Here is a 12525-nt window from a genome sequence, read left to right as displayed (position 1 = left end):
TCGACTTCGGTGTGCTCACCCCTGCGCGGCATCGGCGTGCTCCTCCAGGCCCAGACCGTGGCGGGCGATCGTGGCGTAGGAGGCGCCGCCGGCGGCCGTCCACTCCCGGAAGGCGTCATCGACCTCCCGCATCGGGTCCTTCAGATAGCGGACGTAGCGGTAGGTGGTGGACGGGTGGGCGTGCCCGAGACGCCGCTGGACTACCAACAGCGGGTTGCCGGCCATGTGCTCCAGCAGGGTGGACATCGGCAGCTGCGGGCCGACGGCGTCGTCCAGCGCCTTCCGCGTGAGGAAGACCAGCAGCCGCAGGGCAAAGGTGTGCCGCCAGTCGTGGAAGACCCAGCAGCGGCGCGGCAACACCGGTGCCCGCTCATGCCCGGCCCAGGCCGTCATCCGCTCCCAGGCCCGCCACCTCACCCGGTCCCACCCAGATGGCGTAAGCATCGTGGCGCCGCGGCCGACGAAGAGCGCCAGCGGGTCCAGGCCACCACCGGTCTCCAGCACCGCGACCCTGCGCAGTTCCGGCGGCATATCCCGGATCGTCCGCACGACCGTGACCCCGTCCAGTACCCCGCGCACCCTGGTGCCGTCCGCCTCCAGACGGCTGACGACGAACAGGCCCCGCCAACGGCGCCGCAGACTTCGCTGGGCCGCCGCCACGATCTCCGGCCGCTCGATCAGCAGGTACGGGTCGAGCAGCTCCAACGCCCCCGAGGGACGTAGACCGACCGCGGACGTCTACCCTTCGCGCAGCGCGCCAAGTCGACGTCGCAGCTCGGCGGCCGCCGACCACCGGCCACGCCGAGCTCGGGCAGCAGCAGCGTCGACCACTCCTGGATCCGCATCCCGGTCAGCAGCGCCAGCTCGCATGCTGCGCGGTTGCGGTGCGGGCGCCAGCCCCGGAACGACTCGTCCAACCCGGCCTCCGGCGCCAGGCCGCCGAACCCCACGTCCCGGCAGAACAGGTACTGCTCCAGCTCCATGTGCCGTACCCGCACGTCCTGGGCGAAGCCGCTGACCAGCGACGTGCTGCCCCGGACCGGGCGCCACGGCCGCGACGGCACGTAGCCGATGTCGACCAGGTAGTCGTAGAGCCGGCCGACCGCCGCGGAGTCCCGGTCCCAGGTCGAGCCGCCGACTGTCCGCCTTCCGTCGTTCCGACGCCAGGCCTCAAAGTCGTGGATGTCCTACTCGGTCGCGCAACGAAGGTCCGTCTGCCGTGCGAGCAGAAAGTTGAGCAGCATCAGCGCGGTGTACGCGTAGGCCTTCATCGACTTCGGGTCCAGACGTTGCATCGCCAGCGCCCGGAACCACGACGACACCGGTTCCACCGGGCGCATCGCCTCGTCGAGCAGGATCGGTGTCCCGTCCGGCACCCGGCGGCGCTCGAACAGCTCCTCCAGGTCCACGCGACCGAGCCCCGCGATGCTCCCTACCCTCAGGGCATTTCGCCGGTCGGTGAAGAACAAGTGCACCACGCCTCCGAGTGCTGCCCCCACCCAGATGACCAGCAGTGTTCCGGGTCAGCTGAGCGTCAGCAAGCACTGCACGTGAGACACAACTACGTGTCTGGAGAACCGTCCCACTTCGGCTCGGCGGCCCACCCGGCGGGCAGAGCGGGGCTGTCCACGGTCACGGTCAGCATCGACTCGGGCAAGGACCAGGTCACGGGTGATGCCTTCCCCGCCGTCCGTCAGGAGCGCGGTGGGCACCAGCCCGGTCACCCACCAGCCGGCCGGGCCGAGACTGCGCCTACTCGAGGAGGCCGAGGGCGGTGTCGGGCCGGCAGTGGACGCAGGCCGGGACGTGCTGGAGCAGGGCGTCGATGGCCTGCTGCCGGGTGGCGGGGCGGCACCGGCCGCTCTTGGCGGCGGCCCAGCAGTCACCGGTGTGCACGGCGTCGACGTTGGAGCGGTTCAGGCCGTACTGGATCAGCCACTGCGCCGGCTCCGGCCGCCGCTCCTGACCACGGCGCCGCTCGGCCTGGCGCTGTTCCTCATCCGCGATCCACCGGTCGATGAGAGCCAGCTGCAGTGCCGCCTGCTGCTCGACGACGCGCCGGGCGAAGCGCAGCGCGTCCAGACGCGAGAGCGGCTGCTCACCACCGCTCACCTGCTCCTCCCGGTCCCTTAAGTCCCAGCTTGCCCCTGAACTCGAACAAGCGCTCTAATTGGATTATGCACCGCGTTGACCACCTCACCGACACCCAGGAGCGCATCCTGCGCTGCATCCGCCGGCACATCGCCGACCACGGCGAGGCGCCGACGGTGCAGCAGATCGGACAGGCGGTCGGCATGCGCAGCCGGGCCTCGGTGCACTACCAGCTCATCGAGCTGGAGACGAAGTCCGCGATCGTCCGCGAGCCGGGCCGCACCCGCGGGATCCGCCCCCCATGAGCGGCCCCGGCCGCTACCACCTGCTGCTCACCATGGACGGCCGGCCGGTGCAGCACGGCTGGTGGAACCGGGAGGAGACCGCGCGGGAGAAGTTCCGGCGCTGGATCGGCGAGCGCGGCGGCAGGCCGGGCACCCGCGTCGTCCTCCTCGATGAGGAGACCGGTGGGGTGCTGGCCGACTGGCCCGACCAGCGGTAGTCCCGGCACCGTCCGCGGGGTTACTGGTCGGCTGCGTCGTCCTTGGGCTCGGGGTGCCGTACGGCCTTCTTCACGGCCTGCTCCAGCTCGTACCGGCTGATCTGGGTGGCGGTGGCGTGTTCGGTGACGGCCGTGTGGAAGGCGGCGGAGGCCTCGCGCCAGCGGCGCAGCTGGGCGTCGTAGTCGTCACCGGTGAGGCCGGCGAGCCGGGCCCGCTCCTGCTCGGCGGTCCGTTCCAGGGTGATCAGCTCGTCGGGGATCTGTTGCACGTTCATGGATCTTAGGCGGCCGGTGTGCTGTGCCTGCTGTTGTCCTCACCGTCCGATCGGGTGCGGCACCGGTCGGCGGGCGCCTTTCCTCCGAGATACCGCGTCCCAGCGCCGGGCGTAGAGCGCGGCCAGCTCGGCAGCCGGGTACTGCTCTTGATCGGTGAGACTGGTGATCAGCCGGACGATGTCGGCCTGGCCGTCGATGCGGTACTCGATCACCCGGACCACAGCGGGCGGAGCCTTGACCGTCCCGGCCGCCTTGCTGTGTTTGTTCGCCTCGATTCGGGCCAGGTAACTGCCGTCGGGCAGCACGTCCTGGACCCGGCGCCCCTTGCGCCGCTCGATCCGCCACAGCAGGTGAGTGCCCTGCTCCCCGTAGCCGGTGCCAAGGGGCCAGGCCCCACAGTCCACGGTCAGCCAGCAGCAGCTTCCCGCTTCCGACGTGGGTGCCAAGGGCGTCGGAGACGATCCGCTCGGACTCCTTGAACCCGCCGACCACGGCGTCCAGCACCGCGTGGGACGAACACTCGGCCACCGCCACCACGCGGGCCTGCGGATACCTCATCGGACTGCGTGCTGATCCCGACTTGCCGAAGGCGTCGTTGTTCACCGCCGAGTCCGGCACGGCCAGTAGCGTCCCGTCCAGGGCCAGTACCCGCAGTACGTGGAAGAGATCGTCTTCCCTGCCCAGTGGCCGGGCCACGGCCCGGAACAGTTCCTGCATCACGGTCCATCCGAGCCGCTGCCGGGCCCTGGACAGTGAGGACTTGTTCACTCCGTTCCAAGGTCGCAGTCCCGAGTCCCCGGCCTTCACCAGACGCAGAACCTCAAGGTAGTCGGCCTGCGGGAACAGGCACATCGCCAGCACGAAGTACACCGTGAACCGAGCGGACAACAGACGTCGACGCTTCTCCGAGCGGCCGGCTTCATTGACCACCCGGTCCACCAGCTCTGGCGGGCACGACCGAGTCAGCGCTCCCAGCCCTAACCGCTCCAGACGGGATATCAGCACACCGGCTCAACCGAGCGACAGCCTCAAAAGCAACGGCATTGTCATCCCTTCGACAGGGGGAACAGCCATGCCGGGCCCGGAGGCCAGCGGCCCTCTTGCAGGACCGCGGAAAAACATAACGGGGGTGCGGAACATCCCGGCGTCCGGTGCGCTCGGTGCGGTGCATCGGGCGCACCGGCGCGCCCGCCGACGATGCCGTGCACCCGGTCACGGCGAGCGGGAACCAGTCGGCCCCTCGAGGGCTCGGACTCTCAGCACGGGAGTGGGATGAGGAGTTGCTCGGGGAATGGGAGGGAGGTGGTGGCGCGTGCCGGATCGCGCCGGTCCGGCACGCCCGTGTGTGACCGGCTCAGCCGCACACCCCGACGGGAGGAGCGGACGGGTCAGGCTCCTCCGGGACGGGTTCCGTCTTGGTCAGTTCGTCCACGAGGCCGGAGGCCTCACTGCCGGTGAACTCGTCGAGCAGGGTGTAGACGGGGTCCGCGCGTTCTGCCACGGCCGCACGCGCGGCGTCGGTGCTGCGCACCGTACCTTCGAACTCTCCCTGCCCTATGGCGGAGGCGTCGTACGGAAGGGTGGATCCGGAACCCAGGCCCCGCCACTGGCCGGGAATGTCACCGTCGTCGGTGCCGCACCGGGGCTCCTGCCACTCGATGGCCATGATGTAGTGGTGGCCGAGTTCGATCCGCGGTTGCCCTTCTCCGGCCATCTCCGTCACTACGGACGAGTCATCCTCCTCCCCGCCGCCGAACATCCAGCCGTGCGCGGTCCAGTCGAACGTCCCGGGCGCGGTCCTGGTGGCTTCCTCGCTGGACCACAGGACCCGGTCGACGCGGAGCTTGACATTGCGGAGTATCAGGCCCTCGCCACGGTCGACCTCCTCCTGGTCCGGTTCGATGCGGGTCTCGGAGACCGGCGTGACCTCGACGACGTGGTCCGCGTACGTGACCCAGTCCGTCGCGGTCTCGGACGGGTGGCGGTCGGAGCCGTGGGCCAGCAGGATGCCGGAGCGGTGGGACGCCTTGCCGGCGTCGCCCGCTGCGGACTGTCCCTGTCGTGCTCCCGCCTTCGTCTCGTTGCTGTCGATGCCGGTCAAGGTGGCGGCGAGAGCCAGGGCGGCGGTGCCCACGACCGCGGTGACGATGCGTGCGGTTTTTCGCGTTGTGCGTCTCAACTTGGCTTCCCCGGCCTAGTAGACGGTGTTGATGTTGGTCTTCTGGTTGGCGCCGAGCCCCTGGCTGTAGGAGACGCTCTTCTTCATGCAACCCAGCCGGGAGTCCTGCATCGGGACCGCTGGATAGGAAAGGTTCCCGTGCAGCAGACCGACCGCGTGGCCGGTCTCGTGACAGCTCAGGCCGGGCGTGTAGTAGCCACCGCCCTCGATGCGGATGTACTGCTGGTCGCATTTGTAGTTGCCGGGGGAGCTGTCGTTGCAGAAGGTGATGCCCTCGTCGCTGCCGGGCACGGCCCCCTCGCTGTAGTAGATGTCCGTCTCGGCGCTGCCGCTCCACGATGGGGTGGAGTCGTAGCTGACCGCGAGGTCCGTGGGCGAGTACTCGCTGGCGAGCATCGCGCGGACGATGCTCTTGTCTCCCGCCTCCAACTGGTCGCTACCGCCGGAGTCCATGTAGTACGTGAGGTCGGCGTTGTCGGTCTGGCAGACCGTTCCGTCGGCCTCACCACTCAGACATCCGACGTAGTAGTTGGACGTCGGGACGATGTTGTCGATCGCCGCGGCATCAGTCCCGGCGGAACTGGACGGCGCCGCGACGAGCAGGCCGGTGACGGCCGTCGCGACGATCGCCGCCGCTCTTCGTGAAACTCGTCTCGAAGACATGGGTCCCCCCCATTCGCACACGTTGGCATACGAGATCGCTCAAGCAGAAGGTGGCGCACGGGACAGCAGGTGTCCCGTGCGCCACCGTGCGCCCTCATTACGACCCCTCGGAAACATGCACACAAGGGGTGCCTGCGCGAAATCGGACAATCCGTGGCCAGTTTGGCGCGTTCGTGTCAGTTCCAGGGCTGCGGGCAGGTCGTCCGCCCCGCGTCGTCCAGCGCCGCAATGATCGCCGAGCGGTACTGGGTCAGCTGCCCGCCCTCGAAGGTGTCCGCCGCTTGGTCCGCCCTCCGGGGCAGGACGACCAGGACACGCGTCCCCTCCTCGATCGGTGGCCGGTCCTGGGCCACGCCGGGATCCACCACATCCATGGTGATCTTGTGGTCACCTCGCGGTGGTTTGATCCACTCCTCGACGTCGAGGCCAACTTCAAGCCGTCCCTTGCCGCTGGGAGCGACCTCGGTGACATCGCCGACGACAATGGTACGGGCGCAGGCGATCCATTCGAGCAGCGTCTGCCCCTGCCCGCCCTCGGCCGCCGCGGTCGACCGTGTGCCGGGTGAAGCCACGCCGTCTCCGGGAGCCTCTCCGGAGAGCAGGCCGGAGAGGGCCACGGTGACGGCCACGGCGGCGCACGCGGCGACCGCTGTAGCCCACACAGCGGCTGTACGGAGCCGCCGACGCGGATCCGGCCGCCGTGGTACCAGAGCCTCGGGCACCGCGTCCCCGGGCCTGTCGGTTCGCCCGGCCTCTTCGCCGATCATTCTCAGAGCGAGGCGTACAGCTTGCTCGGCCTCGTCCGCTCCCGCCCGCGACCCGGCCGGAGCCTCCTCATGGGCCCGCTCGTCTGGTCCGTCCATCGTCACAGCACCTCCACGTCCCTCAGGCGCCGGCCGAGCGCGGCCACGGCGCTGTGCAGTCGGCTCTTTACGGTCCCCTCGGGAATGCCGAGGCGGTCCGCGATGTCCCGCACGGTCAGATCGGCGAAATACCGCAGCGCGAGGATCTGGCGCTGCGCCGGGGGCACCCGCTCCAGTTCTTCCGCCACGACCAGGGCCAGCAGCCGCGAATCTTCGGACTGGCCTGGGGGCGGCCGGTCCTCCCAGCGAGCTGCGAGCCGGTCCCGTAACGACGCATCTCGGGCACGGCCGCGGTGCCAGTCGACCGCGATCCGCGAGGAGACGACGGTCAACCAGGCCTGCAGATTGTCTATCCTCGCCCCGGCTTCCAGCAGCTTCATCCGGACCTGCTGAACCCCGTCCTCCATCTCGCCCCAGGGGACTCCGCCGAGGACGAGCATGGCACGTACCAGTTCGATGTCAGACGGATCCAAGAGCGGACCGTCCGCTGCGAATCTTCGTGGTGTGGTCATCAGCCGGCGTTCCCCTCCAGTCCCTCATACGACGGAGAAGGAACTCAAAACGTTCGCCTCAGAGTCGGATTTTTTCTGTCGGGAGCTTGGAGGTCCCTTTCGCCTGGCCCCCGACGCCCTACCACGAACTGACGGTTACTCAGAATCGGTACCGCAAGCACACCCAGGTCCCCCAGCGCAACGGTCGGTGTCGCTGGTGGTCAGCTTTGCGAGGATGCGGACGCCTTCGAACTCGGCGGGGGCGGCGTTGCTGACGGCGTCGAAGAGGTTGAGGAGTCGGTGGCGGCCGTCGTCGTGTCGCCGGCGCGGATCTGGAGGCGGGCGAGGTTGACGACGGGTTCGAGGGCTCGGATCGCGGTCATGCCGGGGAGGGGGATGGCGTGGAGGTAGGCGGCGGCGTGCTGGTGGCACCACTTTCGGGCGAGGTCGGGCAGGCCGAGGTCGGAGGCGAGGAGCGCGGCCTGGTTGTAGACCGCGGACGCCAGGCCCTGGTCCGCCTTCGTCTGGGCCGTGGCGGAGAGCTCGACCAGGGCGCGGATGCGCTGCGGGAGCGGCAGGCAGGCGGGGCGGAAGCGGGAGATGAGGGGGAAGCGCCGGGCTATGGAGGCGTACGGGTCCATGGGGACTCCCGGGTAAGGGAACGGCGAGTGGGGGGCGCGGGCCCGCCGTCGGGTCGGCGGGCCCGCGCAGGGGGCTACTGCCAGGTGACGAGGACGCGGTTGAGCGGGGTGTCGAGGACGAACGTGCCGGGGCGCTGGTCGATGGGGGGCGCGTCGAGGGGCAGGAGCTCGAAGGCGGCTTCCCGGCCGCGGTACTTGCGGTCCCAGGTGCGGATGGCGTCGGCGACCTGGGAGGCGAGGTCCTCGCTGCCGGGGCCGTGGCCGATGACGCCGAACTCCCAGAGCTTGCCGCCCTCGGGGGTCTTCTCGTCCAGCAGGCGCCGGGTGAGGTAGGTGAGCGCGCCCTTGTCCACGGCGGCGGTGGAGGAGGGGTAGGGGTCCTCGGTGAGCACGGTGCCCTTGGCGGTCTGGGGGAACAGCATGCGGATCAGGCCGGAGGGCAGGGAGCAGGAGACGAAGAGCTCCATCCACTCCGGGCTCTCCATGGCGCGGACCTTCATCCCGGTCCACTGCTCGGTTCGCGGCTGTTCCAGGACGCCGGCCAGGGCGTCGGCGTCGATCTGCTGTCCGGCGGGGGCCTGGAGGCGCACGGTGCTCTGCGTGGAGAGGGGGATGACGCGGCGGTCGTCGTCGGCGATGCCGCGCCGCAGCGGCATGAAGGTGTTCATGTGCGAGCCGGACGAGATCCAGCGGCCGTCGTGCTCTTGGTAGACGATGGAGCGCGAGACGCTGCCCTTGAGGCGCTGGGGGGTGACGAGCCGGCCGCCGGGGGCGAGCTGTTCGAGCCAGGCGGTGGGGATGCCGTGGGCGCCGACGGTGGCGATGATCCGGTCGTAGGGTGCGCCTTCGGCGTGGCCGAGGGCACCGTCGCGGGTGAGGGCAGTCTCCGCCTGTCCGTTTAGCCCTTAACGACGTTTCCTGCCTGGGATGCTTCCTGCCGCTGCCCGTTGTCCAAGGCCGCCGGCTCGCCCTCGGTCAGCTCGCGGTACTCGCCCCCCGTGGAGGAGCTGGTGACGGAGCCGTGCATGTCTGCGCCCGTGGACTGGCCGGCGGACATGTCAGCGACCGCTTCGGCGGCTGTGGCATGAACCGGCAGGAGTGCGTCGACGCCGGTCATGCTGAGCATGCGCGTCAGGCGGTCGGGGACAGCGGCGATGCTGAGCAAGCCGCCCGCCGCCTGGGCCGCGTGCCAGATGCGGATGAGCGCGCTCAGACCGGCGGAGTCGCAGAAGCCGACCTGTGCCAGGTCCAGGACCAGGCGCGGGTGCCCTCGCTGGATGATCTCCCGGGCTTCGGAGTGCAGGGTGAGCGCTGTGTGCATGTCCACCTCCCCGACGACCGTGGCGACGGCAAGGCCGGGGCGAGGGTGCTGGACGGTCAGGTGGAACGTGTCGGTCACGTCGGTCATCACTCCTGGCCGATGTGTTCGGGTGCGGCGGCGGTGTGGGCGGTGGCGGCGGCACCGCTGTCGGGTGCGGCTTGGGGGCCGGGCACGGACAGGGCCAGCAGGGCCACGTCGTCGCCGGCTCCGTCGGGCAGCGAGGCCAGCAGCGTAACGGTGTCCTCGACCAGGGAGGCCGCAGTGACGGGCCCGGTGCGCTGATGGAGGAAGCCGGTCAGGCCGTCCTCGCCGAGCATGGCGCCCTGGGGGGTGCGGGCTTCGGTCAGCCCGTCGGTGTAGAGGAACAGGCTCTCCCCGGGGGCCAGGGAGAAGGTGGTCTGGACGAAGGATGCCTGGGGGAAGGCGCCGACGAGCATGCCCCCCTTGGGGCGTACTGCCTTGACCCATGCGGCGCCGCTGTCGTCGGGGCGCACGTGGTAGGCGGGCGGGTGGCCGCCGGTGGCAATGGTGACGGTGAAGCCGCTGCCTTCCCGGGGCTCGAGGAGGCCGAAGAGGGCGGTGCAGAAGCGGCTGCCGGCGGTGACGTCGGTGAGCAGCACGGTGTTGAGCGCGCTGAGCACGGTGACCGGGTCCGGGTTGATCTGGGCCGCGGCGCGCAGGGTGTGACGGGCCAGGGCGGTGACGGTCGCCGCCTCGGGGCCCTTGCCGCACACGTCGCCGAGGAAAAACGCCCACCGGCCGCCGTCGAGGGGGAAAACGTCGTAGAAATCGCCGCCCACGTCCTGGGCGGAGGCGGTGCGGTAGTGGCAGGCCAGCTCCAGGCCGGGCACCACGGGAAGGGCCGGGGGCAGCAGGGTGCGCTGGAGGGTGGAGGCGAACGCGGCGATGGCGGCTTTGTCCTGCTCCGCCTGCTCCCGCGCCGCCCGCTCCGCCTCGGCACGCGCCTGTTCCGCCTCGGCATGCCGCTTCTCCGCCTCCCGCCGCTCCTGTTCCTCGCGCAGGGCGCGCAGCGCCGACAGCCGCAGCTCCATCTCGTCCAGCACGATCGCGGCGAGATCGGCCAGGGTGGCGGTGTCGTCCTCGGTGATGGAGCGCGGTCTGGTGTCGAGGACGTTGACGGTGCCCAGCCGGTGCCCGTCGGGGGTGATGATCGGTGCGGCGGCGTAGAAGCGCACTCCCATCTCTCCGGCGACCAGCGGATTGTCCGCTGCCACAGGATCACGGAGTGTGTCGGGGATCACCAGCGCGTCATCGCGCAGGATCGCCGAGCCGCAAAGGCCCGGATCGCGGCTGATCTCCTTGACGCCTTGCAGGCCGTGGGCGGCCTTGAACCAGATGCGGTCGGTGTCCACGATCGTGACCGTCGCCACCGGCACGTCAAAGAGCCGGGCGGCCATCGCTGCCACCCGGTCGAACGCCCCGTCGGGCGGAGTGTCGAGGATGTCGTAGCGGCGTACCGCCGCGATCCGGGCCGCCTCCGCATCCGGATCGGGGACCAGCTCGGGGCGGAGCCCAGGAGCCGGGCCGATGGCCGATGCCCGCCGTATCATCGGCTTTCCTCTCCGTCGATGGGCCGCCGCCGTGAACGGCACGAACCGACGCAGCCTAAATCGACCACATGCCCGAACGCCAATGCCGCCGCTAACAGCTCCCCGCCACGGTACCCCGCCCAGCGCGGCTCCGTGGGCTCCCGCCCACAACCAGCACGAGTACCCCGAGCATCGGTGACACCATCCCTCTGACCTGCGACTTCAAGTTGGCGGAGGCTCAGTGGACCCCACTCGGTGGACTCCACCGCACCCGATGGCCGGACAGGGAGGACTCCACTCGATCCACTGCACCGGGTGGGAGTGGATGGCGGCACGGCGGGGGAGTGGGCGCCACCCGTTCCACCGTCCATGGCAGGTCGTGCACCCCCTTGTCCACCTCTGCTACCTCCGACGGGCAGCGCCCGGGGGAGGAGAGCTCTCCGTCCCGGGCGCTGCCTGACCTCCGACTCAGTTCAGGCCGTAGCCGCTCCGCAGCCCTCCGCTGACGTTCCCGCGGATGTCGTCCAGGAACTGGCCCACCTCGTCCACCTCCTGCATGCACTCGATTAGGAACCCGGCCGCGATCCACGCGGTGTGCGCCCCGGCCCCGCTCGCGAGGCACCACCGCTTGAGATACCGGCCCGCGACCGTCGCCAGCTTCCCGGCGACGTACGCGGACTCGCAGTCGGCGTGCTCGTCGGGCACGACGGCGAGGTAGTCGGCCAGCAGCAGCGCACCGAACTCACCGATCAGCCGCGCCAGCTCCGGGCCGTCGGCGTGGAACTCCTCCAGCGCGGCCTTCTCCTCCTTAGAGGTCCTAACAGAAGTTGTTGATCAAGTGACCATCGGCTTGTCTGCTCGTTGTTCGGGTCGTGGGGAAGCGTCAGTCGCAGCCGTGGATCGTGTCGGACGAACTGTGGTCGCTCATCGAGCCGTTGCTGCCCGAGCCGGGGCCGAAGCTGGTGGCGGGCCGGCCACGAGTGCCGGATTGGCAGGCGTTGTGCGGGATCCTGTTCGTGCTGCACACCGGAATCCAGTGGGAGTACCTGCCGCAGGAACTGGGCTTCGGCTCCGGGATGACCTGCTGGCGGCGCCTGGCCGCCTGGAACGAGGCCGGCGTCTGGGAGAAGCTGCACCTGGTGCTGCTGAAGAAGCTGCGGTCGGCAAAGAAGCTGGACTGGTCGAGGGCGGTGATCGACTCCTCCCACGTCAGGGCGGCCCGCCGGGGCCCAAAAGCGGTCCCAGCCCGGTCGACCGAGCACGGCCGGGTAGCAAGCACCACGTCCTCACCGACGGCCAGGGCATCCCGCTCGCGGTGTCGCTGACCGGCGGAAACCGCAACGACGTCACCCAGCTCCTGCCCCTGCTCGACAAGGTCCCACCGGTCGCCGGCGCCGTCGGCAGGCCACGGCGACGGCCGGACATGCTCCTGGCGGACCGCGGATACGACCACGACAAGTACCGGCGACTGCTGTGGAAACGAGGCATCCGACCTGCGATCGCCGAACGCGGCCGGCCACACGGCACCGGCCTGGGCATCTCCCGCTGGGTCGTCGAACGCACGATCTCCTGGCTGCACGGCTTCCGCCGCCTGCGCATCCGCTGGGAACGACGAGACGACATCCACGAAGCCTTCCTCGGCCTCGCCACCTGCCTCATCACACACCGCCACGTCCAACGCCTTTGTTAGGACCTCTTACTGCCCTGCTCCTGCCAGACCAGCTCCACGGAGTCGCAGGCCCGCAGGATCTGCTCCGGCGCGAGCTGGGGCACCTTGGGCGACGTCGTCTCCATGACGGCTTCTTGTCGTTCGCTGGCCGGGGGCCTGGTGCGCCCGGCCGATCGCCCTTACGGTGCGCGCCCGGCCCTGTGGATACAGTCCGCGCTCCGGGACGCGGGCCGGGCGTGACTCCGGTCACGGACAAACTCAGACTGCAAGGGGCGGTCA

17 protein-coding genes and 2 pseudogenes are annotated in these 12525 nt (G+C 70.1%); 3 read left to right on the top strand and 16 right to left on the bottom strand.

Annotation, left to right across the window (positions count from 1 at the left end; translation table 11 throughout):
- Positions 1–15 precede the first annotated feature (15 nt).
- The 4 genes from ACSURM_RS00185 to ACSURM_RS00170 all read right to left on the bottom strand — a co-directional run bounded on the left by ACSURM_RS00185 (position 16) and on the right by ACSURM_RS00170 (position 2112).
- Complete coding sequence (locus ACSURM_RS00185; RefSeq protein ID WP_436952219.1) at positions 16–705, bottom strand: hypothetical protein; 690 nt, start codon at positions 703–705, stop codon at positions 16–18.
- Positions 678–1064: a hypothetical protein gene (locus tag ACSURM_RS00180; RefSeq protein ID WP_436952217.1), complete on the bottom strand. Its 387-nt coding sequence runs from the start codon at positions 1062–1064 to the stop codon at positions 678–680. Before ACSURM_RS00180 ends, ACSURM_RS00185 begins: the two co-directional genes overlap by 28 nt.
- 123 nt (positions 1065–1187) lie before the next feature.
- The gene (locus ACSURM_RS00175) at positions 1188–1469 is read right to left on the bottom strand and encodes a hypothetical protein (protein WP_436952215.1); all 282 of its coding nucleotides are present in this window, start codon (positions 1467–1469) and stop codon (positions 1188–1190) included.
- A gap of 283 nt (positions 1470–1752) precedes the next feature.
- Entirely contained in the window at positions 1753–2112 is a 360-nt protein-coding gene (locus ACSURM_RS00170) for a DUF6233 domain-containing protein (protein ID WP_436952213.1), read from the bottom strand.
- A gap of 65 nt (positions 2113–2177) precedes the next feature.
- Between ACSURM_RS00170 and ACSURM_RS00165 the strand changes: the two genes are divergently transcribed.
- Together ACSURM_RS00165 and ACSURM_RS00160 are read left to right on the top strand one after the other, a co-directional pair.
- The gene (locus ACSURM_RS00165) at positions 2178–2396 is read left to right on the top strand and encodes a LexA family protein (protein WP_436952211.1); all 219 of its coding nucleotides are present in this window, start codon (positions 2178–2180) and stop codon (positions 2394–2396) included.
- Complete coding sequence (locus ACSURM_RS00160) at positions 2393–2593, top strand: hypothetical protein (protein WP_436952209.1); 201 nt, start codon at positions 2393–2395, stop codon at positions 2591–2593. The genes ACSURM_RS00165 and ACSURM_RS00160 overlap by 4 nt, the downstream gene beginning before the upstream one ends.
- Before the next feature lie 20 nt (positions 2594–2613).
- Here ACSURM_RS00160 and ACSURM_RS00155 read toward each other — a convergent pair whose 3' ends face one another.
- From ACSURM_RS00155 to ACSURM_RS00100, 12 genes and pseudogenes are all read right to left on the bottom strand, one after another.
- Positions 2614–2862, bottom strand: a complete 249-nt coding sequence (locus tag ACSURM_RS00155; RefSeq protein ID WP_436952207.1) for a hypothetical protein — start codon at positions 2860–2862, stop codon at positions 2614–2616.
- Positions 2863–2907: 45 nt separating this feature from the next.
- Complete coding sequence (locus ACSURM_RS00150) at positions 2908–3315, bottom strand: hypothetical protein (RefSeq protein WP_436961272.1); 408 nt, start codon at positions 3313–3315, stop codon at positions 2908–2910.
- Positions 3316–3628: 313 nt separating this feature from the next.
- Positions 3629–3799 (bottom strand): annotated as a pseudogene (locus ACSURM_RS00145) (transposase domain-containing protein); the annotation flags it as partial.
- 424 nt (positions 3800–4223) lie between these two features.
- Entirely contained in the window at positions 4224–5048 is an 825-nt protein-coding gene (locus ACSURM_RS00140; protein ID WP_436952205.1) for a hypothetical protein, read from the bottom strand.
- Between the two features lie 15 nt (positions 5049–5063).
- A complete protein-coding gene (locus ACSURM_RS00135) occupies positions 5064–5711 on the bottom strand; it encodes a hypothetical protein (protein WP_436952203.1) in 648 nt (215 codons plus the stop codon).
- Positions 5712–5887: 176 nt separating this feature from the next.
- Positions 5888–6283, bottom strand: a complete 396-nt coding sequence (locus ACSURM_RS00130) for a hypothetical protein (protein WP_436952201.1) — start codon at positions 6281–6283, stop codon at positions 5888–5890.
- 293 nt (positions 6284–6576) lie between these two features.
- Positions 6577–7047 carry an RNA polymerase sigma factor gene (locus ACSURM_RS00125; protein ID WP_436952199.1) on the bottom strand — a complete coding sequence of 157 codons (471 nt, stop codon included), beginning with the start codon at positions 7045–7047 and terminating at the stop codon, positions 6577–6579.
- 239 nt (positions 7048–7286) lie between these two features.
- Complete coding sequence (locus tag ACSURM_RS00120) at positions 7287–7706, bottom strand: hypothetical protein (RefSeq protein WP_436952197.1); 420 nt, start codon at positions 7704–7706, stop codon at positions 7287–7289.
- A gap of 74 nt (positions 7707–7780) precedes the next feature.
- A pseudogene (locus tag ACSURM_RS00115) lies at positions 7781–8587 on the bottom strand (methyltransferase, FxLD system); the annotation flags it as partial.
- Between the two features lie 17 nt (positions 8588–8604).
- Positions 8605–9114, bottom strand: coding sequence for an STAS domain-containing protein (locus tag ACSURM_RS00110; protein WP_436952195.1), 510 nt, complete (start codon positions 9112–9114; stop codon positions 8605–8607).
- Complete coding sequence (locus ACSURM_RS00105; RefSeq protein ID WP_436952193.1) at positions 9114–10598, bottom strand: PP2C family protein-serine/threonine phosphatase; 1485 nt, start codon at positions 10596–10598, stop codon at positions 9114–9116. The genes ACSURM_RS00110 and ACSURM_RS00105 overlap by 1 nt, the downstream gene beginning before the upstream one ends.
- A 447-nt stretch (positions 10599–11045) precedes the next feature.
- Positions 11046–11282, bottom strand: a complete 237-nt coding sequence (locus ACSURM_RS00100) for a hypothetical protein (protein WP_436952191.1) — start codon at positions 11280–11282, stop codon at positions 11046–11048.
- Between the two features lie 167 nt (positions 11283–11449).
- Here ACSURM_RS00100 and ACSURM_RS00095 point away from each other — a divergent pair.
- Positions 11450–12267 (top strand): IS5 family transposase gene (locus ACSURM_RS00095; protein WP_436952189.1). Its coding sequence is split into 2 segments (ribosomal slippage): positions 11450–11801 and positions 11801–12267, totalling 819 coding nucleotides; the frame shifts between segments, so codons are not numbered across the junction.
- The last annotated feature ends 258 nt before the right edge of the window (positions 12268–12525 follow it).

The organism is Streptomyces sp. SudanB182_2057, from assembly GCF_964272715.1.
Taxonomy (GTDB): domain Bacteria; phylum Actinomycetota; class Actinomycetes; order Streptomycetales; family Streptomycetaceae; genus Streptomyces; species Streptomyces rubradiris.
The sequence above is the reverse complement of the archived record's forward strand: the minus strand, read 5'-3'. Positions and strand labels throughout refer to the sequence as shown.

Bases quoted from the DNA above. Each gene is read 5' to 3' on its own strand.
- ACSURM_RS00165 (WP_436952211.1), top strand. From the start codon at position 2,178: ATGCACCGCGTTGACCACCTCACCGACACCCAGGAGCGCATCCTGCGC.
- ACSURM_RS00160 (WP_436952209.1), top strand. From the start codon at position 2,393: ATGAGCGGCCCCGGCCGCTACCACCTGCTGCTCACCATGGACGGCCGG.
- ACSURM_RS00105 (WP_436952193.1), bottom strand. From the start codon at position 10,598: ATGATACGGCGGGCATCGGCCATCGGCCCGGCTCCTGGGCTCCGCCCC.
- ACSURM_RS00135 (WP_436952203.1), bottom strand. From the start codon at position 5,711: ATGTCTTCGAGACGAGTTTCACGAAGAGCGGCGGCGATCGTCGCGACG.
- ACSURM_RS00120 (WP_436952197.1), bottom strand. From the start codon at position 7,706: ATGGACCCGTACGCCTCCATAGCCCGGCGCTTCCCCCTCATCTCCCGC.
- ACSURM_RS00110 (WP_436952195.1), bottom strand. From the start codon at position 9,114: ATGACCGACGTGACCGACACGTTCCACCTGACCGTCCAGCACCCTCGC.